The organism is Prochlorococcus marinus CUG1416 (assembly GCF_017695965.1).
GTDB lineage: Bacteria > Cyanobacteriota > Cyanobacteriia > PCC-6307 > Cyanobiaceae > Prochlorococcus_A.
Genome location: NZ_JAAORM010000001.1, coordinates 89,229 through 114,292, shown reverse-complemented (window position 1 = coordinate 114,292; position 25,064 = coordinate 89,229). Strand labels below are relative to the sequence as shown.

At 30.9% G+C, this 25,064-nt stretch carries 29 protein-coding genes; 14 read left to right on the top strand and 15 right to left on the bottom strand.

Annotated elements, in window-relative coordinates; genetic code table 11:
- Positions 1–28: 28 nt before the first annotated feature.
- Both HA146_RS00590 and petL read left to right on the top strand, forming a co-directional pair.
- On the top strand, positions 29–415 hold the full coding sequence (locus HA146_RS00590) for a DUF4346 domain-containing protein (protein WP_209107668.1): 387 nt from the start codon (positions 29–31) through the stop codon (positions 413–415).
- Positions 416–479: 64 nt separating this feature from the next.
- Positions 480–572: a cytochrome b6-f complex subunit PetL gene (gene petL, locus HA146_RS00585; RefSeq protein WP_011375671.1), complete on the top strand. Its 93-nt coding sequence runs from the start codon at positions 480–482 to the stop codon at positions 570–572.
- 5 nt (positions 573–577) lie between these two features.
- Here the strand turns inward: petL and rimO are convergent, their stop codons facing one another.
- Positions 578–1,942 (bottom strand): 30S ribosomal protein S12 methylthiotransferase RimO, encoded by a 1,365-nt coding sequence (rimO, locus tag HA146_RS00580; RefSeq protein ID WP_209107667.1) that lies wholly within the window; start codon positions 1,940–1,942, stop codon positions 578–580.
- Between the two features lie 105 nt (positions 1,943–2,047).
- Between rimO and HA146_RS00575 the strand changes: the two genes are divergently transcribed.
- A complete protein-coding gene (locus tag HA146_RS00575) occupies positions 2,048–2,983 on the top strand; it encodes a vitamin K epoxide reductase family protein (RefSeq protein WP_209107666.1) in 936 nt (311 codons plus the stop codon).
- Here HA146_RS00575 and nadB read toward each other — a convergent pair.
- Positions 2,973–4,640: an L-aspartate oxidase gene (gene nadB / locus HA146_RS00570; protein WP_209107665.1), complete on the bottom strand. Its 1,668-nt coding sequence runs from the start codon at positions 4,638–4,640 to the stop codon at positions 2,973–2,975. The genes HA146_RS00575 and nadB overlap by 11 nt on opposite strands.
- Complete coding sequence (locus HA146_RS00565; RefSeq protein ID WP_209107664.1) at positions 4,640–5,407, bottom strand: DUF3120 domain-containing protein; 768 nt, start codon at positions 5,405–5,407, stop codon at positions 4,640–4,642. The genes nadB and HA146_RS00565 overlap by 1 nt, the downstream gene beginning before the upstream one ends.
- A 187-nt stretch (positions 5,408–5,594) precedes the next feature.
- On the opposite strand from HA146_RS00565, the gene HA146_RS00560 reads away from it, so the two are divergent.
- The 5 genes from HA146_RS00560 to HA146_RS09515 all read left to right on the top strand — a co-directional run bounded on the left by HA146_RS00560 (position 5,595) and on the right by HA146_RS09515 (position 10,582).
- Positions 5,595–6,995, top strand: a complete 1,401-nt coding sequence (locus HA146_RS00560) for a TIGR03279 family radical SAM protein (protein ID WP_209107663.1) — start codon at positions 5,595–5,597, stop codon at positions 6,993–6,995.
- A 3-nt stretch (positions 6,996–6,998) separates the two neighbouring features.
- Positions 6,999–8,429, top strand: coding sequence for a TolC family protein (locus HA146_RS00555; RefSeq protein ID WP_209107785.1), 1,431 nt, complete (start codon positions 6,999–7,001; stop codon positions 8,427–8,429).
- Positions 8,426–9,226 carry an inositol monophosphatase family protein gene (locus HA146_RS00550; protein WP_209107662.1) on the top strand — a complete coding sequence of 267 codons (801 nt, stop codon included), beginning with the start codon at positions 8,426–8,428 and terminating at the stop codon, positions 9,224–9,226. The genes HA146_RS00555 and HA146_RS00550 overlap by 4 nt, the downstream gene beginning before the upstream one ends.
- An 89-nt stretch (positions 9,227–9,315) precedes the next feature.
- The gene (locus tag HA146_RS00545; RefSeq protein ID WP_209107784.1) at positions 9,316–10,239 is read left to right on the top strand and encodes a YihY/virulence factor BrkB family protein; all 924 of its coding nucleotides are present in this window, start codon (positions 9,316–9,318) and stop codon (positions 10,237–10,239) included.
- A 151-nt stretch (positions 10,240–10,390) separates the two neighbouring features.
- Positions 10,391–10,582: a hypothetical protein gene (locus tag HA146_RS09515; protein WP_245157384.1), complete on the top strand. Its 192-nt coding sequence runs from the start codon at positions 10,391–10,393 to the stop codon at positions 10,580–10,582.
- Between the two features lie 4 nt (positions 10,583–10,586).
- Here the strand turns inward: HA146_RS09515 and HA146_RS00535 are convergent, their stop codons facing one another.
- From HA146_RS00535 to HA146_RS00525, 3 genes are all read right to left on the bottom strand, one after another.
- Positions 10,587–10,733, bottom strand: a complete 147-nt coding sequence (locus HA146_RS00535; protein WP_209107660.1) for a high light inducible protein — start codon at positions 10,731–10,733, stop codon at positions 10,587–10,589.
- Positions 10,734–10,800: 67 nt separating this feature from the next.
- Positions 10,801–11,184 (bottom strand): hypothetical protein, encoded by a 384-nt coding sequence (locus tag HA146_RS00530; RefSeq protein WP_209107659.1) that lies wholly within the window; start codon positions 11,182–11,184, stop codon positions 10,801–10,803.
- Positions 11,185–11,210: 26 nt separating this feature from the next.
- Entirely contained in the window at positions 11,211–11,474 is a 264-nt protein-coding gene (locus HA146_RS00525) for a DUF2973 domain-containing protein (protein ID WP_209107658.1), read from the bottom strand.
- A gap of 177 nt (positions 11,475–11,651) precedes the next feature.
- On the opposite strand from HA146_RS00525, the gene HA146_RS00520 reads away from it, so the two are divergent.
- Positions 11,652–12,773, top strand: coding sequence for a trypsin-like peptidase domain-containing protein (locus HA146_RS00520; RefSeq protein WP_209107657.1), 1,122 nt, complete (start codon positions 11,652–11,654; stop codon positions 12,771–12,773).
- Between the two features lie 309 nt (positions 12,774–13,082).
- Here HA146_RS00520 and HA146_RS00515 read toward each other — a convergent pair whose 3' ends face one another.
- Positions 13,083–14,693, bottom strand: coding sequence for an ABC-F family ATP-binding cassette domain-containing protein (locus tag HA146_RS00515; protein WP_209107656.1), 1,611 nt, complete (start codon positions 14,691–14,693; stop codon positions 13,083–13,085).
- A gap of 70 nt (positions 14,694–14,763) precedes the next feature.
- On the opposite strand from HA146_RS00515, the gene HA146_RS00510 reads away from it, so the two are divergent.
- Positions 14,764–14,940 (top strand): hypothetical protein, encoded by a 177-nt coding sequence (locus tag HA146_RS00510; protein WP_209107655.1) that lies wholly within the window; start codon positions 14,764–14,766, stop codon positions 14,938–14,940.
- Here the strand turns inward: HA146_RS00510 and HA146_RS00505 are convergent.
- Positions 14,918–15,148: a hypothetical protein gene (locus HA146_RS00505; protein ID WP_209107654.1), complete on the bottom strand. Its 231-nt coding sequence runs from the start codon at positions 15,146–15,148 to the stop codon at positions 14,918–14,920. The two genes, HA146_RS00510 and HA146_RS00505, sit on opposite strands and share 23 nt — an antisense overlap.
- Before the next feature lie 35 nt (positions 15,149–15,183).
- Positions 15,184–15,522 (bottom strand): hypothetical protein, encoded by a 339-nt coding sequence (locus tag HA146_RS00500; RefSeq protein ID WP_209107653.1) that lies wholly within the window; start codon positions 15,520–15,522, stop codon positions 15,184–15,186.
- 118 nt (positions 15,523–15,640) lie between these two features.
- Between HA146_RS00500 and HA146_RS00495 the strand changes: the two genes are divergently transcribed.
- Positions 15,641–15,943 carry a ribbon-helix-helix domain-containing protein gene (locus tag HA146_RS00495; RefSeq protein WP_209107652.1) on the top strand — a complete coding sequence of 101 codons (303 nt, stop codon included), beginning with the start codon at positions 15,641–15,643 and terminating at the stop codon, positions 15,941–15,943.
- Between the two features lie 6 nt (positions 15,944–15,949).
- Here HA146_RS00495 and HA146_RS00490 read toward each other — a convergent pair whose 3' ends face one another.
- The 4 genes from HA146_RS00490 to HA146_RS00475 are packed head-to-tail and all read right to left on the bottom strand — an operon-like array spanning position 15,950 to position 21,134.
- Positions 15,950–16,654 carry a potassium channel family protein gene (locus HA146_RS00490; RefSeq protein WP_209107651.1) on the bottom strand — a complete coding sequence of 235 codons (705 nt, stop codon included), beginning with the start codon at positions 16,652–16,654 and terminating at the stop codon, positions 15,950–15,952.
- A gap of 18 nt (positions 16,655–16,672) precedes the next feature.
- Entirely contained in the window at positions 16,673–18,076 is a 1,404-nt protein-coding gene (locus HA146_RS00485; protein ID WP_209107650.1) for a TrkH family potassium uptake protein, read from the bottom strand.
- A 5-nt stretch (positions 18,077–18,081) separates the two neighbouring features.
- On the bottom strand, positions 18,082–19,890 hold the full coding sequence (locus HA146_RS00480) for an SLC13 family permease (RefSeq protein WP_209107649.1): 1,809 nt from the start codon (positions 19,888–19,890) through the stop codon (positions 18,082–18,084).
- A gap of 50 nt (positions 19,891–19,940) precedes the next feature.
- Positions 19,941–21,134, bottom strand: coding sequence for an NAD(P)/FAD-dependent oxidoreductase (locus HA146_RS00475; RefSeq protein ID WP_209107648.1), 1,194 nt, complete (start codon positions 21,132–21,134; stop codon positions 19,941–19,943).
- 95 nt (positions 21,135–21,229) lie between these two features.
- Here HA146_RS00475 and HA146_RS00470 point away from each other — a divergent pair, with 95 nt between their 5' ends.
- The gene (locus HA146_RS00470; RefSeq protein WP_209107647.1) at positions 21,230–21,952 is read left to right on the top strand and encodes a phosphoadenylyl-sulfate reductase; all 723 of its coding nucleotides are present in this window, start codon (positions 21,230–21,232) and stop codon (positions 21,950–21,952) included.
- 15 nt (positions 21,953–21,967) lie between these two features.
- A complete protein-coding gene (locus HA146_RS00465) occupies positions 21,968–22,663 on the top strand; it encodes a type III pantothenate kinase (protein ID WP_209107646.1) in 696 nt (231 codons plus the stop codon).
- Here HA146_RS00465 and bcp read toward each other — a convergent pair.
- Positions 22,655–23,122 carry a thioredoxin-dependent thiol peroxidase gene (bcp, locus tag HA146_RS00460; protein ID WP_209107645.1) on the bottom strand — a complete coding sequence of 156 codons (468 nt, stop codon included), beginning with the start codon at positions 23,120–23,122 and terminating at the stop codon, positions 22,655–22,657. The genes HA146_RS00465 and bcp overlap by 9 nt on opposite strands.
- Between bcp and HA146_RS00455 the strand changes: the two genes are divergently transcribed.
- The gene (locus HA146_RS00455) at positions 23,122–23,778 is read left to right on the top strand and encodes a 4'-phosphopantetheinyl transferase family protein (RefSeq protein WP_209107644.1); all 657 of its coding nucleotides are present in this window, start codon (positions 23,122–23,124) and stop codon (positions 23,776–23,778) included. The genes bcp and HA146_RS00455 overlap by 1 nt on opposite strands.
- Here HA146_RS00455 and HA146_RS00450 read toward each other — a convergent pair.
- Complete coding sequence (locus HA146_RS00450) at positions 23,775–25,064, bottom strand: AAA family ATPase (RefSeq protein ID WP_209107643.1); 1,290 nt, start codon at positions 25,062–25,064, stop codon at positions 23,775–23,777. The genes HA146_RS00455 and HA146_RS00450 overlap by 4 nt on opposite strands.

Below are 25,064 nucleotides of genomic sequence, written 5' to 3'. Positions count from 1 at the left end.
TAATATAGTTTTTTATTAACTTCTAAGAATGGATTCTAGTAAAAGTTTAGATGAAAAAATAAAGATTGATAATAATCTATCCAAGCGATATATAGACTTAGATCCAAACGGTTATTTTATTATAAAAGTAGATTTAAAACAAAATAAAATAATTTTAGAGCACTTTCTAAATAATATTAATGATGAAGGATATGCGCTTGACCCAGAAACAAATGAACCAATTAAATGCGACTCTCAAAATAAAAGAGTTATTAATGAAGTCTTTGAAGGTATTAGTGCCAAACAACTTGGGATCTTGATCACTGAAGAAAGAAATGACTTAATAACCAGATTCGATCATGCTCTATATTTAGGCCGAGAACTACAAAAAGCAGAAGAATGTTTATACAAAAAATTACCATATATCCAAGATTAAGAAATTAAACGAAACAATCTAATCTTTTCATCTGATGTTAAATTAAATAAAAATAAAAAAATTAATGAACATCATTTTCTATTTTGCATTTATTGGTTTTGGTTTTGGAGCTGCTTTCGCATTAGATAAGCTCTTAAGAGCAGTTAAATTAATTTAAAAAAACTACAAAATTTCAATAGTCTCTCCATACAAATCATACTCATCCGCAAAAGAAATATTTGCTACAACAAATTTACCAATATAATTTTTCAAATCATTATTAGCATTAATAGATAAAATCACATTTCCGTCAATTTCAGGTGCGAAATTGTAGGACCTACCTATTAATTCGTTATTATCTGATATTTTTTCTACCAAAATCTTCATTTTGGACCCAACATATGAATGATTTTTATCTTTAGAGATATTTTGTTGAACTGAAATAACGTTATCTTTTCTTGCCTCTGCAACCTCTGGGGATACTTTATTAGGTAAATCAAAAGCTGCAGTTCCCTCCTCAGGAGAAAAAATAAACACTCCCACATGATCAAATTTGTGCCTATCCAAAAATTCGAGAAGATGTTCAAAATGTTCTTTTTTTTCTCCTGGGAATCCAACAATGAGACTAGTTCTTAATACAGCAGATGGAATTGCTGCTCTAATTTTCTCCAAAATTGATTCATTCAAAGAAGCTTGCCAAGGTCTATTCATACTCTTCAACACATCTGGATGACTATGCTGAAGTGGCAAATCAAAGTAAGGTACTATATTCTTTGAATCTTTGAAAGCTCTAATAACTTCATCAGTTAAACCCGTTGGATAAGCATAATGTATCCTTATCCAAGGAATTGGAACTTTAGAAAGCTCATTCAAAAGTTTGGCTAATGATGGTTTTCCATAAATATCTTGACCATAATTAGTTGTTATTTGACTAATTAATATGATTTCTTGAATACCCTGCTTTGCAAGACTTTTGGCTTCTGAAACGATAGATTCTATTGTTCTACTTCTTTGAGGTCCTCTCAACTTAGGAATAATACAAAAAGCGCAATTATAGTTGCAGCCCTCAGCAATACGAAGATAAGCAACAAATTTGTTTTTATCTACAAAACGAGGTATTTCCTCATCTGCAATAAATTCCGGTATTTTTGAAACTTCATTAACAATTTCCCCTTTTTCTACTCTGTCTAAAACCTTGGCTATCTTTTGATAATCTCCTGTTCCAACCAAACCTTTTATTTCAGGGATTTCTTTTAGAAGTTCATCTTTAAAATGCTGAGCCATACAGCCTGCAACTATTACTTCCTTTCCTTGATTTGTATATTCTAGAATTTTTCTAATAGATTCTTCTCTAGCTGTTTCAATAAAACTGCAAGTATTTACAACAACAACATTTGCATCATTTATATTGCTGTCAACTTCATAACCCTCTTTATCTAATAAGCCTTGCATATGTTCAGTATCAACAAGATTTTTCTCGCAACCAACATGACTGAATGCAATCTTAGATAGTTTTTTTTCTTTTACATTGAGACTATTTTGTTTCACAACTTGAAAAATAAGAATTAAAAGATTTAAAAAGCATTTCGTACATAACTCTCATGCCAAGATAATATTAGGATAGATAATGTAAATAACAAACTTTCATTTTGTATGGCCCTTAAGACTTTAAACAGAAGAAATAAAAAAGATTTGAAATGGCCAAAAATCATAATCGCAATTCTTAGCACTATAGGCATAGTTGACACAGGTTCGATTACTTTAAAAAACTGGGGATTATTTACTTCGCTTTCATGCCCAGGGATACAAAATGGTTGTGAAACAGTTTTAAATAGTCCTTGGGGTACTTTATTTGAAAATAATCAAGTTAATATACCTCTTTCATTAGCAGGATTCATAACTTATTTATCAATATTAGTTATCACAATAATACTTTCGCTTAATTTAATTTCCCCAAAAGAAAAAATAAATAAGTTTTTATGGTGGTTAGTATTTCTAATATCTTGTGCATCATCAACATTTAGCTTTTTATTGATAAATATAATGTTTTTTAAGATTCAAGCATATTGCTTTTTTTGTATACTTTCAGCAATTTTATCGTTTTCTATCTTTATAATTTCTATGATTGGAGCAAAATTTGAAAGTAGAGAACCTATGATTTTTAGAGGTTTCATTGTAGCCATTAGTGTTCTGCTGGGGGGCCTAATTTGGTCAACAAACGTTGACCCCTCTAATGCTATTGATGTTGCAAGCCCCAGTGAAAATGTATCGCCAATAATTACCACTTCAAGCTCTCCTCAGAAGGTAAAATTTGCAAAATTCTTAAGTAAAAACAATATTGTTATGTATAGTGCATACTGGTGCCCGCATTGCCACGATCAGAAACAATTATTTGGGAAAGAAGCAGTTAAAGAATTAAAAGTAGTTGAATGTGCTAAAGATGGTAGAGATAATGAGTATGAGCTATGCCAAACGAAAGGAATCAATGGATTTCCTTCTTGGGAAATAAATGGAGAAATCATTAGTGGTACTCGCGACTTGAATGAATTAGCCATAAAGACAGACTTTCAAGGAGATTCTAATTTTTAATAAATCTTTTTTGAATTTTTTGATCTAACTGTTGTCTAGTATGGCATTCCCAATTTTTATCTTTATCTGGAAAATCATCTCTATAGTGCCCTCCTCTGCTCTCTTCTCTAAATAGACAAGCTTTTAATAAAGTTATAGTTGTTATTTGTCTATTCTTTAAATCAAGTAAAAGATTCAATGCTCTCCTATTGCGTTCACTAAGTTTAATTTTTTGATCAAATTTTATTTTTTCAAGACTATTTAGTAAAGCATTTTTATGTAATGTATCGATATCATCTTGAATAAAATTTAGAAATTTACTCATATTTACCTTATTTCGAGATACACCTAAATTTAACCAACATAGTTTTCTTAGTTCATCAATTTTTTCAGCAATTTTGGAAATCTGATCTTCTTTAGGATCTTCAATATCAAACTCTTGCAATGATCTATCAAATTTTGCACATTTTGGAAGATCATTCAAAACAATTGAAGACATTTTTCTTGCGAAAACAAGACACTCCATAAGTGAATTACTTGCCAGTCTATTAGCACCATGAACACCTGTAGAAGCAACTTCTCCAACGGCATATAATCCTTTTCTTGTAGAAGATGCATTTAGATCAGTTTTAACACCTCCCATCCAATAGTGAGCTGCAGGAGCTACAGGTATAACTTCATTTAAAGGATTAACTCCATAATCCTGACATCGACTTAAGATCGTTGGGAAGCGCTCTACAATTTTTTCTGGGTCAATATACCGAAGATCTAAGCCAACATGATCTAAATTATTATCATGCATATTTTTCATGATTGCTCTACTTACCTGATCTCTAGTAGCTAAATCACGATTTTCAAGATTTTTAACTGGACTTTCACCATTTTTGTCAACCAAAATAGCACCTTCTCCTCTAAGTGCCTCAGATATTAAAAAGCAAGGTGCACCATAAAATTTTAAAGCGGTTGGATGAAATTGCACGAACTCTAAATCTTCGATAGCAGCGCCTGCTTTCCATGCAAGAGCAATCCCTTCACCAGAGGATTGAGCAGGATTTGTTGTATTAGTAAATAAATGCCCACCCCCACCTGTAGCCAAAACAACAGCTCTCGATTGAATCCAATATAAATTAGCTCCGTCAAGAACCTGAACTCCTTTACATGCTTCATTTTCAATAAGAAGTTCAGTTACTCTTACACCCCTACAGTGAAGAATATTTTTTTTATTTTCAATATGATCTTCTAAAACTTCAACTAATGCTCTGCCAGTTCGATCTTTAACATGCAGGACTCTTCTTCGAGAATGAGCCGCTTCTAGAGTAGTAGATAATTGATCAGAACTTTGATCAAAAATCATACCTAAATTCTGCAACCTATCTACACAACCTGGGGCTTCTTTAACCAGCATTTCTACAGCTTTAAAATCACATAGTCCATCTCCTGCTTTTAAAGTATCATCAGCATGAAGATCGAATGAATCGTCTTGTCTAACAACAGATGCTATTCCTCCTTGAGCCCATCGACTAGAAGATACCTTGCTAGTGTTTCTATTTAAAAGTAGCACTTTTAAATTTGCAGGTAATTCAAGACAAGTCATAAGTCCTGCAGCTCCTGCCCCTACAACAATTACATCCCAATTATTTATTGGTATAGGTTCTTGCGAAAATGGAGGCCTCAGCATTAAACCAATCCACTAAAATTTGGTTGCAGAATTGCTAAAAGAATAAAAATACCATCGACAATTAATGTCGTTTGAATTACATAACTAGAAACTAAGAGTGCCTTACCATTAGTCGTCTCAATAGTCGCAGAATCAAAAATTTCTTTTGAAATTAACCAAAGTATAATTGCAACAAAAATAATAATAGATAATGATTTTATTTGAATAAGATTTTCGGAAGTTTTTTGAAGAATTATAGGTGCTGTTTCAGAATCTGCTGTTATGACCTGTCTCCATTGATCCATTATTCCTGTCAAAAATATTGAAATGTCAGTAGCTGCGGTTCCAAACAAAGAAGAGATATAAAAACTAGAACCAATTTTCCAATTAGTACCAAGTCCAATTAAAGCTAACGGAAGAACCACAGCTTCAACAGGAATGTGAAGAATAGGAAATGGACTTAACCATCCCCAAAACAAACATCCACCCAGCCAACTTCCTGATACACCAAGTAATAATGAGCTGACGATATACCATTTATTGGATTGTTTCTTATACAAAAGAAATGCTCCTAAGAGAATTATAAAAGTAAAGCAAAGAGCACTAATTGGTTCTAATCTAACCCAAGGGGCTTGAACAAATATAGGTAAAATTACAAAAAAAGAAGACCACAATCTTAAAGAAATTGGCCTTGATAAAAAAGTACTTTCATATGAATCAACTCTATGATGCAATTCATTGTTCAATTTATCTTTCACCTCTAAATTTTTTGTAATTAATTCTTCCAATGAATAAAGTCTATTAAGTAAGTGTAGTAAATTTTAATCGTGTTTTAAAAAACTGCGAATGTCATATTTTAGTAAATTAAAGACCCTTAATTTGAGAATTATATTTAGTATTTTAAAAGTATTTAATACACTTTGAGTCAAATATGAGTTTAGAATAAAAATAAGGAAGAATATTTGGAATTTAATTGTGTGGCAAGAAATTGATTATAAAGAAGATTCAAATGATCTTTTAGTTCCTAATATTACTTATAGAATAAATCCTGCAGAAATTGAAAGTATTGAAGATAATTCCATTGCGCAAGAAATAGGATTTGAATCAGGTGATTCCATAATTAGTATTAATGGTAAAAAGCCAAGAGATTTAATAGATTATCAGATACTTATTAGTGAAGAAATTTTAAATATATCTGTTTTAGATAAAAACCATGAAGTTCATAATATAAGCATTGAAAAAGATCAAGATGTCAATTTAGGCATTAATTTTAAAGATGCATTATTTGATTCAATCAAACAATGTAATAATCAATGTCCATTTTGTTTTATAGATCAACAGCCAAGCGGCAAGAGAAAAAGCCTTTACGTTAAAGATGATGATTATAGATTAAGTTTTCTTTATGGTTCTTATCTAACTCTTACGAATTTAAAAAAAGAAGACTGGAAAAGAATATCGACGCAAAAACTATCCCCGCTTTTTATTTCTGTTCATGCCACTGATCCTGATACTCGAGAAAAATTGTTAAAAAATAAAAGAGCAGGGGTAATTCTGGATCAAATTTCCTGGTTTGAAAAAAACTCTATTCAAATACATGCTCAAATTGTTGTATGTCCAGATATCAATGATGGAGAGATTCTTGAGAAATCAATTTTTGAACTTTCTTCATTCTACAAAGAAACTTCTCAAACAGTACTTTCAGTTGCAATAGTTCCTGTAGGACTTACAAAATTTAGACCTGAAAATGATGGTTTAAAATCAATAAGCTCAGAATTCGCAATCAAAACCATTAAACAAGTGGAGAGAATTCAAGCTTTATTACAAATAAGTCATGGAACTCGTTTTTGTTGGTTATCAGACGAATGGTATTTAATAGCTGGTAAAGATTTACCTAGTTATAAAACCTACGAAAATATGCCGCAAGAATCTAATGGAGTAGGCTCTATTAGAAGCTTTCTAAAAACATTAAGTGAGAAGACTAAAAAACTGCCTCAAAAAGTAAAAAAGCCAAAAAAAGTTAGTTGGATTGTTGGCAAATTAGTTTATGAAGCCTTAATTCCTACAGTAAAGAAATTAAACTTAATTGATGGATTGACAATTAATTTATATGGTTTACCAAGCATTTATTGGGGGCAAGAGCAGGTTGTAACTGGACTTCTAACTGGAGAAGATCTAATTTATGGACTGCAAAATAAGGATTTAGGAGAGGCTATTTACATACCATCAATCATGTTAAAAATTAATACTGATTTATTTTTAGATGATAAAAATATTAAAGAAGTGGAAAATCAATTGAATACTAAAATTCACGTTCTTGATGATTCAAATGATATTATAAATAATCTAATTGGAATAACCAGCAGTAAAAAATTCTAAATGATGCTTAGAAAGATAATAAATACAACTTTATTTCTACCATTGAGTTTCTTTGTTACTTTTCAACAATCCATACTAAGCGAAAACAAGAATTTTATTGATGAAATTATACGAATAGATGAAGATAAAATATTCATAGATCATCAGGAAATTAAGAATATCATTCTCAATAATGATGAACTTAAATCTTTAGAGGAATTAATAGAAGCTTCGAGTTTTAATCTTTCAAGCAAAATTGCTAAGAGGTACCCTTCCATAGATTTACAAGCGAATGGATTACCCAAATATGTTGCTGGTCGAAATTATAATAGTAATTCAAATACTACAAAAACTTCGCAATTTTCCGTTAACCCCTCACTTAATATCAGATGGGATTTAATCGATCCGCTAAGAGGTCCAGAAATCAAAATAGCCAGAGAAAACTTAAAAATTGCAAAAAATAATTATGAGATTAAAAGAAAAGACTTAATACAAGAAGCTAGTACTAGATACCATAAATACCAGAAGTCATCTCAGGATATTATCAATAAGAAATTAGCACTTGATTTATCTATGACAAGTCTGGGAAATGCTCAAGCTAAATTAGATGCTGGTATCGGAACAAAATTTGAAGTACTTGAAGCCGATGCTCAACTTTCTAGAGACAAGCAAGCACTATACGAAAAAAAAATTGAACATCAAATTAACAAAATATCACTTAAAGAAATTCTTAATCTCAAAAAAGATTTCGAAATTAAAAAAGAACAAAAATTATTGGGTTATTGGAATCATAAATTAAATAAAAATATAAGAAATAGTCTTGAAAGCAACCTTTCCTTAAAAAACATTTCTCTTCAAAAATCAATAAGAGATAATGAGGCGAATAGTTTCCTGAATTCAAATAAGCCAAGTATATATATCAGTAACTCATTATCAAGTGCATTCACCAAAGGTGATTCTCTGGCTATTGACATAGATCCTAACGAAGATGGTTCCTCTTATTCAAATACAATAAGCTTAAATTTATCATGGAATATTTTTAATGGTGGTCAAAACATAAAATCATACAAATCAAGAAAATCTCAAGCAAAAGGCGAAGAATATTCTTATAACAATCTTAAAAGTGTTCTAAAAACAAATATCACTAAAGCTTACTTAAATTTAAAATTAAATGAAGAAAAAATCTTATCAACTTCAAAAGAAATATTATCTACAAAAGAGTCTTTAAGGCTAGCAAGACTGAGATACGATGTTGGGATATCAACTTTAAAGGATGTACTAGTGAGACAAAAAGAATTAAGTGATGCAAAATCGAAGAATATCAATGCAATTTATAATTACAATTTGAATTTAGATGAATTAGAAAGATTAACTTTTCTTGAAATAAGTAATAACTGTTTAGATAACGATAATACGATTAAACAAACAGAATCTATTTGCAATATCCCAAGATGAATCCACCAAATTTAACTAACAAGCAACTAAGTGAATTAGATTCTTTATTTGAATTAGTAAGTCAACGTCAAAAAAAAGATTTTGGAAATATTAATGCCAGCAATAAACCAGATGGATCATTATTAACAAGTTGTGATTTATGGAGTGACAAAACAATCGTAAATGGCTTAGCTTCAATAGCTCCAGGTGAGGGAGTCCTTAGTGAAGAAGGGCAAAAGTTAATTCCAAACTCAAAAGCTTATTGGGTTGTAGATCCACTTGATGGGACAACAAATTTTGCTGCAGGAATTCCATACTGGTCTATATCAGTAGCAAGGTTTGTAGATGGTAGACCTGAATCTTCTTTTTTAATAATCCCTACATTAAACAAAAAGTTTGTATCTATTAAAGGTAAAGGTGTTTGGTTAAATAACCAAAAAATAGACCCTAATCAAAAAAATCACCAAAGTGAATGCATTTCTTTGTGTAGTAGATCTATAAAAATTTTACAAAAAAAACCAAACTCAGTATTTCCTGGCAAAATCAGACTCTTAGGCGTATCGAGTTTAAATCTAATAAGTGTGGCGATGGGACAAACTTTTGGGGCCATAGAATCAACACCCAAGATATGGGATATTGCAGCAGCATGGCTGTTATTAGAGGAGCTTAATTGTTATATAGAATGGTTAGGAATAGATCCTATAAATTTAGTTTCAGGACAAAACTTGAGCGATGTTAATTTTCCATTGATTGCTTGTAGATCAAGAGAAAAAATTGAAATCTTAAAACCATGGGGTAATTTATTATTGGAAAAATAGTTGCATTATAAATAAATAATTGCTTGATAAATTTCTTAATTAGATACAATAAAAAAAATACATATGATAAATATTTGAAGAAAATCAATATGCAGCGCAGCTCAACTTGGATACTGAAAAGTTTGTGGGGAGCTTGTGAGAGATGGAGCAAATCTGATTGTATTGATTTAAGTGCAGCATTTGCATACTACACATTACAATCATTTTTCCCTATTCTTCTAATTTCTCTTTCAATAGCATCATGGTTCCTAGGAAAACAAGAGGGCTTAGATCAACAAATAATTTCTGTAGCGGCTCAAATTTTACCTCCTTCAGTAGTTGAATTAGTAGAAACAACATTATTTAAATTAATTGATCAAGGTTTTGGAGCAGGTATTCTCGGGGCTATGTTTTTGCTTTTTACAGCAGGAAATGCATATTTATCTCTCCAAAGAGGTTCTGACAGGCTCTGGGAGGACCAACTTCCTTCTAAAAGAGCAAATACTGCTTGGAGAGAGCAAGCATCTAGGTTTCTCCGTAATAGAATTGAAGCTTTTTTAATAGTATTTTTCATAGGATTCTTAATGGTATTAGATCAAATTAGTGCGAATCTTAGGATGATACCAAGTAACGTTTTAGAAAATCTTTCAAAATCTAATAATCTAATTTCTGATTTATTACTAAAGTTACCCCTTTTACAAGTTGGTCAATTTGCAATACCATTAATTGGCTTTACTTTAATGGCACTTTTATTACAAGCACTATTGCCTAGTAGAAAAGTTCCTTTAAGACCACTTTTGCCTGGATCAATTCTTATTGGAATTGGCCTCACTACTTTGAACCTAGCAGTAAGTAAAAGTCTTCTTTCGCTTGGGGTAAGATTTCAAGCATATGGCTTTATTGGAGGATTTCTAGTCCTTACCTTATGGGTCTGGCTTTTAGGAGTAATTTTATATTTTGGTCAGTGCTGGAGTGTTGTTATTGCTAGTATGACTTTAGTAAATAAAAGAGTGAAAAGATATCGTAATAATTAGTATGAATTATTTTCTGAAAACCAATAAAAATTTGCTTACTTATTCTCTAATAATACTAATATTAGTTCCTATCTTTGGGATCAACTTATTTATAAGCTTTCTCGGTAATATAATACTACTTTTATTTTTAATTCCTCTTTTATTTTTGGTGGTGGTAATTATAGGTTTTAATTCTTATAAATCAAAAATAAATACATGTAGTAATTGTGGTGCCATATCTTTAGGTCAAAGTAATACTTGCATAAGATGCGGTACAGAGATTGAAAATATAAGTAAAGAAAATCAATTTGATAAAAAACCGAGTGAAAGTACTATTGAAGTAAAGGCAGAAGAAATAAAATAATCTTCTAACCTATTCCGATTTGTCGAAGAATACTTTGTCCAGTAATTAATTCAGTACCTAAACCAATCAAAATACCCATCATAGCCATACGACCGTTCCAAGTTTCGGCAAAATTAACAAAGCCAAACCTCGCTTGATTGTCATCATTCATAGTTAAATATATTTACTCAATTATATTTTAACGTTTTGAGGAAGAATTTATGAAAATAGTAAATGAATTATTTAATATGTCTAACACCATCAACAGGACGATACTCTTCGCCAGTTGATTCCTCATAAATGATAGCTGGTAATCCCGTATCAAACATTGTTTGCAATGCTTCCTTAAGCATGGGATTCCAACCACCTGTACTTACTTTTCCATGTCTGACTGTCCAATCCCAAGTTCCTTGAAGGTCTCTTGGTATTCTTCCTTCTCTATCTCTTCGAGCGACTAAGTCTAAAGATTCGACTAAACCAACAATTATTGGATTTTTACCATAAGAAGGGGTGAGACTTAGTTCAAGCCTAACAGGATCTTCTTTAACTATTTTCAGACGAAACCTTGGAGGTAACTTAAGAGATCTTATGACCGCTGAGACTATTTTTGTTCTTAATTCCAATTTTTTTTCCTTAAATTTAAAAAGTATTAATCAGTTGTTGAACCCTTTTCTTCTAGTGTAGAGTCATTATCATTTGAGAATCTTACAGTTAATAATTCCTCATCTGTGATATTACCTGATTTATCAAGAAGTTCTGGATGTATTGTATATTTATTTTGTTTCAAATTTGAACCATCGAAAACTTTTTTTTCTGTACCAGATATACCCCAACCATTGGACATCACTTTAAAAGCTTTCCACACTAGATAGGTTAAGGCTGCAGAATATATAATTGGAAATAGAATAGTCATCAAACTTATGAATTAATTTTGTAGTACGACTTATATGATAGCCCGAAAAAAAGAAAATTAGCTATTTTAAGTTAATAAATTTTTCTCATAACGAAATTTTCTTTTTTGAAGTAGTTATAGTAAAAATACACAAATAATGTGTCACGAATCTATTCGAAGAAAATAAACAAATCAAAATTGAAAAGCTTCAACCTCAAGAAATTACTACTCTCTTCAACAGTTACGATAGGTGTTTTTTTGCCATCAAATATAGTTTGCAAGCCATTAATTAATCCAAAATTTAATGCAATTAATCAAAATTCCCAAAAATCATTCATATCTAAGGCTGTCGAAAAAACTGGTTCTTCTGTAGTGACAATTGATACTCAAAGATATGTTAGAACAAGACAATTTCCAAGAAATTCTCAACTATTTTTAGACCCATATTTTGAAAGATTTTTTGGATTAGATTTACCTAAAGATAATCAGCCAAAAATCGAGCAAAGCCAAGGTAGTGGATTTATATTTGCAGACGGACTTGTAATGACTAATGCTCATGTTGTGAACGGCTCGGATAAGGTAATTGTTGGTTTAACAAACGGTAAAAAATTTCACGGTCAATTAATAGGGCAAGACTTTTTTACTGATATAGCTGTCCTTAAAATTGAAGGAAAAGGACCTTGGCCAAAAGCGCAATTGGGCGATTCAACAAAAATTCAAGTTGGTGATTGGGCAATCGCAGTTGGAAATCCATTTGGTCTAGAAAATACAGTTACACTTGGTATTATTAGTAATCTCAAAAGAAACGTCACTCAACTAGGCATATACGATAAAAAACTTGAGCTTATTCAAACAGACGCTGCTATAAATCCTGGAAATTCTGGAGGTCCACTATTAAATAGCAATGGAGAAGTAATAGGTATTAATACTTTGATCAGGTCAGGACCAGGAGCAGGTTTAAGTTTCGCCATTCCAATCAATAAAGCAAAAGAAATTGCCTCTCAACTAATCAATAATGGGAAAGTAATACATCCTATGATTGGAATAAGCCTTATAGATGAAGGTGATTTTGAGACAAATAATAATGCAGTGAAAGTTGGTTATGTAGTCCCGAATAGTCCAGCTGAAAAAAGTGGGATTATGGTAAATGACCTAATCATACAAGTAGGTAATAAAAAAATTGAAACCGCTTCAGACGTCATACGCGAAATAAGTAAAAATGGTATTAACAAACAAATAAATATATTATTAAAGCGAAGAAATAAATTTATTAAATTAAAAGTAATACCAACTGATATTACTAATCTAAACAAAAAGTAAAAGTCTTAATTGTTATACTTTTTAAGTATTTCCACACACCTATCAGTACAATTATCATCTTTAATATCACAGCTAGAAATGCATTCAAAATCAATTTCAATAGTATCAGGAATTTGCAACTGTTTTTAACTAAAATCATCATTTTTCATATGAATTAAAACTTAATTTTTGTATTTTCAAGATTAAACAAGGACGGTAAAATATGTAAATATAAATGAGTGATCTTGCCTAGCTAAATTTAAACTTTTTTAAAAGTAATCAACATTATCCTAAAAGAATTATTTTTAACTATAAAATTTTTTTTGCTTTTTATTTTTTTTCTAAAAAATATTCGTAATTACCATTAAATGAAAATAACTTTGCATCTTTAATTTCGATAATTCTATTTGCAACTTTTGAAATAAAATATCTATCATGAGAAATTATTAATATTGAACCTTTATAGTTCTTAATTGCTAATTCTAAATTTTCTTTAGATTGCAGATCCAAATGATTGGTTGGTTCATCCAATAGGAGAAAATTACTTGGACTCATAATCATAAGAGCCAATGCTAATCTTGCCTTTTCTCCCCCACTAAGTTGTTTAATATTTTTAAAAACAGTTTCATTTTGAAAACCAAAACCTCCTAAAAAAGTTCTTATTTTTTTTTGTGACCATTCTGGAGATTTATTACATATTAAATCAATAACCTTTTCATCAAGAGAAAGTGCTTCAGCCTGGTTCTGTTCGTAATAACTAGTAATTATATTATGTTTACCAAAATTAATTTCTCCGATTTCAGGGTATATTCTTTTCATAATCATTTTAAGCAATGTTGATTTACCACAGCCATTAGGTCCTAAAATTGCTATTTTCTCCCCCGAAGAAACCTTCAAATTCACATCTAAAAAAAGAATTTTATCATCATAACTATGAGATAAATTTTTGATAGTTAGAACTGATTTACCTGAACGAGGACAATCTGGAAAATTAAAAGCAGGACTTTTTGATTTTGCTGTTGGAGCTTCAATTTTAGAAATCTTTTTTAATTGTTTTTCTCGACTCTTAGCTTGTGAACTTCTTGTTGCACTAGCTCTAAATCTATCTATATACTTCTTCTGGATCGCAATTTCTTTTTGTTGTAATTGATATGCTTTATTTTGTGATTCTTCATTTAAAGACTTCTGTGCTATAAAAAAAGAATAGTCCCCATTATATATTTCAGATATTCCTCTATCTATAAAAATTATTTTTTCACATAATTTATCTAAAAAATATCTATCATGGCTTATGATAATTATTGCAATTTTAAGAGAAGATAGATATTCTTCCAACCAGAAAATAGTATCTAAATCTAAATGATTGGTAGGTTCATCTAGTAAAAGTAAATCAGGATTTTGTAAGATTATTTTTCCAAGTGCTACTTTCATTTGCCAACCACCTGAAAAATTTCCAACTAATTTATCAGCATCTTCAATAGAAAAGCCTAGTTTTGGCAATATTTTTTCTACATCAGTTTGCATTTTATAGCCACCTAAAGCTTCAAACTTTGATTGATATTTAGCTAGTTGATTTACTAATTTTTCAAGTTCATTGGAATTTTGTGTTAAGTCCAACAATTTCATTTTATTCTCAATTTCCAAAAGTTTAATCGCAACAATTTGTATATCTTTGAAAGAACTTTCTAATTCCTCTCTAACTGTACGATTCAAGTTACAATCAAACTCCTGTTTCAAATGGGCAATTTTAGGATTTCCCTCTTTGATAATCGTTCCACTTGTTTGATCTTCCTCTCCAATTAAAATCTTAAATTGGGTTGATTTACCTGCACCATTAGAACCAACTAAGCCAACTTTTTCTCCTTTCTTAATCTCCCAATTAATATTTTTTAAAACAACATCTGTGGAATAAATTTTGCTGACATCTTCAAATCTAATCACTGTTTTAAAATAGAATATACAAAATCTGAGGCTTATTTACTAAAAATATTTTGTGGAATAAAATTGAATTATGAAAAGAATAGAACAAATTGTAGTTATTTTCATAGCTGCAGCTCTTGCAATTCCCAGTTATTGGTTTTTTTGGACTTTAGCGGGTGGCGGTGGCTACAACAAAAGAATAAAACCGATGACGAATCAAAATAATAATTATTCGAAACCTTTTCCTAAAGACCTCCTCGAGCCTTAACTAACCACATTTTAGTTGCCTCATCGTCAATAGTGCTCAAATATTCAATAACCTCTTCTTTAGTAACAGCAATATTGAACTCGTTGCCAATATGGCATATTTTATCTAAGGCTTTTTTGGGATTAGTCAAAGCTGTCATAAACAAACTTTGTTTCTTTTTAGAGTCGTTTGCTATTAGCTTATAGAGCTTTTCAGCATTACTAGACATGTTTTTTAAAATCTATTTATTAATAGATTATTACTTCAAGCTACATTTTGTTCATTATATTTATTAATAGATAAATCATTATCTGAATCTTTTATTTCTTTTGCTGATGCATCTGCCATACTTCTTGCGTCTAAACATAAAACCTTTCTTAGTTTTGCAAAGTTAGCTGCATGAGATTTCCTACCATCTTTTTGCGCGTAATACTCAGACTGTTGCAGAATATGGTGAAGATGAGACAACAAATATGGACTAATTACAGCTGATACTAAAACATCACTATTTTCATTCTGGTTAGAATCAGAATGAGCTAATCTTTTTTTCTTTTTATCAATTATCGATCTTTTAGGTGAATCAAGTTTTCTTGAATTTTTCATGGGTCAATACAAACAATTAATTAATACGGGCATATATTTCCTTACTAATAATATACACAAAGATAGTATCCTTGACTAACTGTGTATACTAATAAGTAACAGTTATCCACTTTAACTAATGGCTACCCGTCAAAATTCAACAAATGGGAAGCCTAAATCTCCTAGAATTCAAGTAGTTCTTCCTGAAATAATTTGTGAGCAACTGACTATTTTAGCCACTAATGAATCTAGGACAGTCAGTAACATGGCAAAAGTGTTAATACAACAAGGTATAAATAAATACTTTGAGAAAGAGGGTAAAGCACTTGTCTCAGAACATAATTTAAATACAGATCAATTTAGAGACGAACTTGAGAAACAAAGCGTCAGAAGATTAAAAAGAGCTCCTCAAAGGATTAGATACTATAAAAAATCTGATTAAAAATAATTAATTTTTAGGCAATTTCTGTAAATCTGCAGTTTTCCCCATAACTACCAAAATATTTCCTCTTTCCAAAATATATTTTGCAGGAGGGTTAACTGTTAACTCTTCCGCAGGTCCTGCCGCAAGAACATTTACTAAATAATTTTTCCTCATATTTAAATCTCTTAAAGATCTTCCAATAAATTCCTCTGGGACAGTTATCTCATCTATACCAGTTTGGTTATCTAGTTCCAATCTTTCAATTAGATTTGGCCTAACTAGTTCTAAACCTAATCTTTCTCCTTGCATTCTGGAAGGGAAGACAACTTTATCTGCTCCTACCCTTTTTAACATTTTTTCGTGCAAGTCACTCGTCGCTCTTGCTATTACTCTTTTAACTTTACTACCTTCACTATCCTTAGCAATAAGTGTAGTAGTAATACTTGCTTCAATAGGTTCACTTATACCTACCACAACAGTATTCATTTCAAGTATTCCAGATTCCTTCATAGACTCTTCATCAGTACAATCTACAACTCTAGCTTCTATCGAAGGTTCCAATTGTCTCAAATCATCAATGGCTTTTTCCGAATAATCTGCAGCCAAAACATCTGCACCATTATTTATAAGTTCTCTACAAACTGCGGTTCCAAATCTTCCAACGCCAACAACTGCAAAAGTAAGGGCTTCTTTTTCTCTCTTTTGAGACCACTGCCACCAATCAGCCATAATAAAACTCAGTCAATCCTAAACATAAAGATCAGCCCTAGGATAGCCAATTCTCTTTTGTCTATCTATTCTACTCTTATAAAGAGCCTGCCAAAGTGCACTTAATAGCAAAAGGATACCTAGTCTGCCCACAAACATCCCGACAATAATAATAAATTGGCCAAAATGATTTAATTTTGCAGTTAAACCAATATCAAAACCAACTGTTGCAAATGCAGATATGCAAGTGAACAGAATTTCTAGGAATGTGAAAGATTCTTTTTTAACAAACGTATTAGTTGTACTTAGCAGCATTGCCATTAAAAGAACGAACAGCAAAGATCCGACTGTAATTCCAACTGCCTTTAGAATCACTTTATCTGAGATTAATCTATTGCTAATAATTACATCTTTCTGACCTCTGAAAGTTGATCTTGTTGCAGCCATTAAGGCAATAAATGTAGTTGTTTTTATGCCGCCACCAGTACCTCCAGTACTTGCTCCAATAAACATAAGTGTCATTAATAACAAGAGGCCAGTATCTGAGATAGAGCTTAAGGAGATTGGGTAATTTGTAAAGCCTGCAGTTCGTGCACTCACTGTTTCAAAGATTGATGATAATAACTTTTCAAACAAATTCAAATCATTGAAGAATTGACTATTTAGCAATGATTCAGTGATGAAGAATCCTAATGATCCGAATAATATTAGAGACAAACTTGTCCTAATAACTAGTCTAGAATGAAGGCTCAATTTTTTATATGAAAGATTCTTTTTATTACTCCAAATATCATCAATAACGCGCCATCCCAGTCCACCCATAATAATGAGAAAAATAAACACACTATTAACCAAAAAATTTGTTCTATAGTCTTGGAGACTATTTGACCATAAAGAAAAACCTGCATTGTTATATGCAGATATGCTATGAAAAATAGAGGACCAAAGTCTTTGCCAATTATTTTGAATATCTACAAATCCAAAAGAATATAAAACAATTGCGCCTAAAGATATGATACAAGTTGCCGTAATAGCAATGCTTTGAAAAGTTCGACCAATTCCTCCCACTCCAAATTCATCTAAAGTCTTTCCTTTGTCTAATCTAGTTCTAAGCTTTGTTCCCTTTACAACAAAACCTTGTAAAAATGTAGTAATAGCCATTAATCCTAGGCCACCTGATAAAAGCATAAAAGCCAAACAAACTTGACCAAAGAAATTTAAATCAACACCAATATCAATTATGGTTAGGCCAGTAACTGTTATGGCAGAAGTAGATGTAAAAAATGCTTCCCACAAACCAACCTTTGAAGATGAACATAAAGGGGAACTCAAAATTAAAGTTCCGAAGAAAATAATAAACAATCCCGTAACAATAGTAAATTGAGGTACAGATAGTTTTCTGTAAGCATCTTTTAACTTAAAAACATTACTTGTGAATTCCACTTTATTTATCTGAAATTTAAAATTATCAATGCTGGCACTGTAAATGACATTATAAGTGTTAATCCAGCCCCGTATTTTGCAATATCAAAAAATCTGTATCTCCCAGGACCATAAACCATTAAATTTGTTTGATAACCCATTGGAGTCAAGAAAGATTGACTTGCCCCGAATAAAACAAGCATTATTAAAGCGCTAGGTGAAATACCTAAAACAGTTGAAAATTCAATCGCGACAGGTAAAATCAAAGCCACTGAAGCAGCATTACTAATAAATTGGGTAAGGATAACGGTCGATACAAAAATTATTACTAGTGCAAAATATAGAGACATTCCATTAAGAGCAAAATTGAGATTGACGGCTATTACATCTGCTAGTCCTGTTACTTGCATAGCAACACTAAAACATGATAATGATCCCAGTAATAAAATAATGTCTAGCCTAATTGATTTTTGTATTTCTGCAGGTCTTAAACATCCAAAAGCAACCATTGCAATAACTGCTAACAGAACTGAACCTACTAATGGAATATTAGTAACCGAAGGTAAAACCACCATTCCTATTGCAATCGCAATCGATATAGGTTTTTTTATCAAAACAGGTAAATCATCTTCGAATTGATCTAAAATAAGCAAATCATTACTTGCCTGCAAACCTCTTATTGAATCTAACGGCGCTTGCAATAATAAAACATCGCCAGCCCTTAAAACAGCTTGGCCTAATCTCTCCTGAACAGTTTGCTGACCTCTTCTCAGTGCCAAAACTGTAGCATTATGACGCTGTCTGAATCTTAATTCTCTCAAACTTGCACCAGCTAGAGTTGAGCCAGCTGGCAACAAGGCTTCAAAGGTTTTAGTACCTTCCTCATCTGAGAAAATATTAGCTCCTTCGAAAGATCTTTTATTCTCTCCTAATAAAATAGTGTGTTCCTGCTGTAGTCTAAATAAGTCTGCTCTCGTAACACGGATTATTAATCTATCGTCCGGTTCAATCTTTCTATCTGCCAAAGGAGGAAGAATAACTTTTCCATTGCGTTGCAACTCAAGAACATCAACGTCAAATCGTCTTTGCAATCTACTATTTCTAACAGATTGTCCAACTAATTCTGATGCAGAGGGAATAGTAACTTCAGTAAAGTAAATATTCATATCCCCATTTTTAATAAAATCTTTATCTCTCCCTCTATCTGGCAAAAGCATATCAGAAACAAGAATCATATAGGTTGTGCCTATCAGCCAAACAGGAATTCCAATTGAAGTCAAACTAAATAATTCTAAAGCTCCATAACCTAATTGCTGACTAATATCACTTACAAGAAGATTAACTGAGCTACCTAATAATGTGAGAGTTCCTCCTAGTAAAGTAGCAAAAGAAAGAGGTAATAAAACTTTAGATGGTGATATATTTCTCCGCTCGCACCAACCTTCAATTAAAGGTAATAAAGATGCCACTACTGGAGTATTAGGCACAATTCCAGATATTGGAGCAATCAAAAAAGCTATTAATGAAATTAATTTCCTTGGCGTTCTAATACTTTCAGAAGAAATCAATTCTCTTACTCTATCTAATGCACCACTTTTAAATAATGCAGAAGAAACTGCAAATAAACCCATAAGAGTAATTAAGGATGGGCTACCAAATCCAGCTAAAGCTTTTTCAGGGGAAAGAACCCCTGTAGCTATAAATATTCCAACACATAACAAACCAGTCAATTCTGGTGCAATGGTATTTTTGATAAACAAAATTATTGACATAATTAAAACTACTACCGTTATGAACGCATCAAAATTATTACTAACAACTGCAATTAAATTCATATGAAACTTATTTAACTCAATATACCCAAAAACAATTAATTCAAAAAAGTTTAATTGAAATTATCTTTTTTTAGAAACTTTTTAAAAATATATTTTTTCTGAAATATCCATGAAGATGCAGATTTTAAGCTTTCATTAATATCGGGCAACTTGGAGGCATATATAAGTCTTCTTGCCTCAAAAGCAAATTTACCCGACAAAGTGACTCCAAGAGCAGAAATTGATGCTTCCCCTATTCCTAAACTAATCATTTCACCATTATCTTGAAATTCAAAGGGTAAAGGTTCTTTTCCTTGAATTAAAAGTTTTAAATTATTAGCAAGATGATTTCCTTCCTGCATAGCGACCTGAGCAGTTATGGGTAAATCCTCCATTCCTTCAATAACTGAAATATCACCAATAGCAAAACAGTTTTCATGGTTTTCTATTTGCAAATTATTATTAACTAAAATTCTTCCAAATTTTTTTGTAATTTGATCAGTTTCTAAGTAAGACAAATTAGGTTTAACACCTGCAGTCCAAATAACAATATCTTTGTCCAAGGAAGTTATTCCAACCTCACTAGAAATACTAATCTTAGTTTCTGATACTTCTTTAACTGTGGAATTCAAAAGGACTTTGATTTTTCTTGTTTCTAATGCCTTCTCTGCTTCTTCTCTATTAAAAATTTTGTTTTTATTGAGGATTTCGTTTGATTTTTCTATTACATTAATTTTAAATTGGTCTTTAAATATATCTTTAATTTTGCATGCCAACTCGATGCCAGAGGGACCACCTCCAACTATGAATAACTTTTTATGCAACGAAGTATCTTGTGATTTTTTTAAAAAAGAATTTAATTTATTTAGATCGTGAACATCATTAAAAAAATAACAATTTTCATCTACACCTTTTATAAAAAAACTATTTGGAATAGATCCTGTACAGATTACAAGATACTGATAACTTAGTTTTAAATCGTCACTAAATTCAAGAATATTTTCTTTGAAGGAAATCTTGGTTAAACAATTTCTTAAAAAAGTTATACCCGCATCAGAAAAAATATTTGCAAATTTTGGGGTGGCTTCCCAACTTCTTATTTCTTTACTTAAAACTTCGTACATTAAAGGTTTAAATATAAAGTTAGTTTCAGAATCAACCACAAGAATCGGTAAAGAAGGATTAAGGTTCTTTAAATTCAAAGCAAATGTCATACCTGCAAAACCTGCTCCAACTATTACTATTGGTTTTTGTATTGATTTCATTAGAGAAATATTGTTATGCGTAAATGTATTATTAAACTATACGAATAATTTTTAAATTGAGCGAAATAAAATTAAACTCATAACCAAACTGAAGAATGATTGAAAAAATCCACAAAGATATTCAAACTAACTTGAGGAAATATAATCAAGAGCTAGTAGATATGAAGCCTCAAGGAATGCTTACATGGGGTTATGAAAAGTTTGATAATCAATTTGCTATTACAACAAGTTTTGGTATACAGTCTTCAGTCCTTTTAGATATGGTCAGTAAATTATGTCTACAAAAAAAAATCAAAATATTTTGGATAGATACAGGTTACCTTCCTCCAGAAACATACCATTATGCTGAAAAGCTTATTGATAATTTATCCTTAGAAGTTGAAGTTCTGCAAAGTGAAGTATCTCCCGCAAGAATGGAGGCCAAATATGGAAAACTTTGGGAAACAAATAAAGAGAGTGATTTAGATAAGTATCATGAATTGAGAAAGATAAAACCTTTAGAAAATGGTCTAGAAAAATATAATGTTCATTGCTGGGCAAGCGGTGTTAGATCAAGTCAAACAGAAAATAGAAACAAAATGAAATTTATAGACGTAATTCGTCAAAGACTCTCTTTAAGACCTTTATTAAATTGGACAAATAAAGATATTTTTTATTATATGGAAGAGAATAATTTACCTGCCCATCCACTTTTTATCAAAGGTTATTCTTCTGTAGGAGATTGGCATTCAAGCAGTCCAGATGGTATTAAAACAAAGGGCAGAGATACAAGATTTGGGGGAATTAAACAAGAATGTGGAATACACACTAATAATTAAATTGATCATATAATAATGGTCTCAGATATAAATTTTTTATTAGTAGGCAATAGTAGGCTGCATTGGGCAAAATATTCTAAAAATCAATCTAAATTCTTCCATACCAAAAAAGAGCAAAAAGTTCCCGAAAATATAGATCTTGATCAATTAATTTGGGCTTCTGTAGGAAAACTACCTGATTTTTTGCTGAAAGGCACAAATGAAATAAAAACTAAAGATATTCAGTTATCAAATCTTCCTGATTATTTTGGAGTTGATAGAGCTCTTGCCTGTATTGCCGCTTTAAAAATTATTGAAAACCCTTTCAAAAAAGATTTGCTAATTGCAGATTTTGGAACAATATTATCAATAACAAAATTGAATTCAAATGGATCTATTATTGGAGGTCAACTTCTTCCAGGTTTTCTAACACAACTAAAATCAATGGAACAAAATACAAAAAATCTTAAAGTTCCCAAAAAATATGATATTCCCACCAAAGATTTTTTAATTAATACAGAAGAAGCAATCTTAAAAGGAGTAATCAACTCTCTTACTGGTGTGATTAATAGTTTATTTAATCCCGAAAAGGATATTTTAATAATATGTGGAGGAGACTCTCAATTACTCACAAAATCTCTAAATACTCAAAAAGAAAATATTATCAATGCTCCTAATTTAGTTATGGAGGGGATGATTATTCACAACCTGTCTGTAAGAAAATTAGCTTAACCCAAGGTCTGCAATTATATGATCAGCCATTATTGCTGCTTTTACCTTTAAGTAAATTTTTTCGATTTTACCTTCAGTATCAATTAAAAAAGTATTTCTCATCATTCCCATATATTCTTTTCCCATGAATTTCTTCAGCCCATAGCTATCGTAATCAGAAGAAACGTTGAAAGGTTCAGGATCAGTTAAAAGAATAAAAGGTAAATTAAATTTTTCTATAAACTTCTGATGAGAGGATGCATTATCTTTACTAATACCAAGCACAACAATATTATTTTTTTGGAGTAAATCCCAATTCTCTTTAAAATTACATGCTTCTTTAGTACATCCTGGAGTATTATCTTTTGGATAAAAATATAGTATTATTCGTTTACCTTTAAAATCACTAAGAGAAACTTCTTTCTCAAAAGAATCTTTTAATTTAAATTCTGGTGCTTTGTCGCCAACCTTAAGAGCCATTGAAATTATTAAATGAGTATGAATATAAAATACCAAAAATTTGGTTTTATGAGATTAAAGGTGTGCAAGCTGTCGCAACTGTAGAAGAAATTAAAACCGCAAAAAACCTAACAAATTCAAGATCAAAGATTTTCTTAGAAACAAGAGCTTATTTGCGACAATCACTTTCAACACTTTTTGATTTAGACCCCCTAGAAATTCCAATTAATGCTCATCCTGGAGAACCTCCAAGTTTACCCTCTGGCATGGGAAATATCAGTTTAAGTCATTGTAAAGATGCCATTACTATAGTCTGGCATAAAAGCAAAATAGGGATTGATATTGAGAGAACAGATAGAGATTTTAACCATTTAAAATTTGCAAAAAAATATTTTTTTCATACTAATAAATCAAACCATAATAATTATTTAACAAAAAATATGATATTAAATCAATGGTGTGCAGTTGAAGCGGCTATAAAATGGGATCATGGAAAATTAGCGAAAGACATTAACCATTGGCAATTTTTTGAAAAGCCAAAAGAGTTAATTCATAAGAATAAAAATATACATTTAAATTATTCACAGATTAACTTCCATAATTGGACTATAGCTTTAGCCTACGAAGAAAAAACTTCTTTAAATCCTGAGATTATTTGTTGTTCGAAAAATTTTTAGTTTTCTTTTCTTCTAAGCAGTTCTTCATATTGAGTTTTTTCCCATCCATTATTATTTCCTTCCCATATTTTTAAACCTATTAAAGATTTAGGAAGATATTCTTGTGCGACCCAATTACCTGGATAATTATGAGGATTGACATAACTATTAGAATTATTTTTTAAATGCAGTGGAACATCAAAAGCATTGGTAGATTTGATTGTTTCAATTGCTTTAAAAATACTTTTCGTACTATTGCTTTTTGGAGACATCGCTAAATATAAAGAAGCCTGCGTTAAAAAATATAATCCTTCTGGAAAACCAACTCTATCAAAAGCATCACAACAGGATTGTACAACTACTATGGCATTAGGATCAGCTATTCCAATATCTTCACTGGCAGATATAAGTAGTCTTCTAAAAATAAAATTAGGATCTTCACCAGCCTCAAGCATATTTGCAAGCCAGACTAAAGTTGCATCTGGATCAGAACCTCTTATGGACTTGATAAAAGCACTTATTACATCGTAATGATTTTGACCATTTTTATCGTAAACGATATTTTTCTTTTGAATTGCATCCTCTGCTATTGAGAGATTAATCTTGATTTCTTTAGCATCATTTTCAGCAGTTATTTCTATGGCCATCTCTAGCGCATTGATTAATGTTCTTGCATCACCGCCAGAAAATTTAATTAAATGACTTATAGCATCTTGAGATAAATAAACCTTTTTTGAATCTTTTTCTTTAGAATAGTGAGTTATGACTTTTTGTATTATTTTCTGCAAATCATTTTCTGACAAAGGAAGTAATGTAAAAATACGAGACCTACTAACAAGCGCTTTATTAACAGCAAAGAAAGGGTTTTCAGTTGTAGCACCAATAAACGTTATAGTTCCATTTTCTATTGAAGGTAATAAAGCATCTTGCTGAACTGATGTAAATCTATGAACCTCATCGATAAATAAAATTGTTTTTCTTTTTGAATTTATTAATCTATCTTTTGCATTAGCGATTTCATTTCTTAATTCTTTAACACTTGATAATACTGCATTTAACTTAATTAATTTTGAACGCGTATTAAAGGAAATAATTTCAATTAGAGTAGTTTTTCCAACACCAGGAGGGCCAGAAAAAATAAAATTACTAATCTTATCGTTTAATATTGCACTTCTTAAAAGCGAATTCTCATTCAGGATTGGTTGTTGACCATAAAAATCTTCCAAATTCTTTGGTCTTAATTGATCTGCCAAAGGTGCGTTATTTTCTATTTGAGAATAATTAGTAAATAAATTTTCTGAATGCAT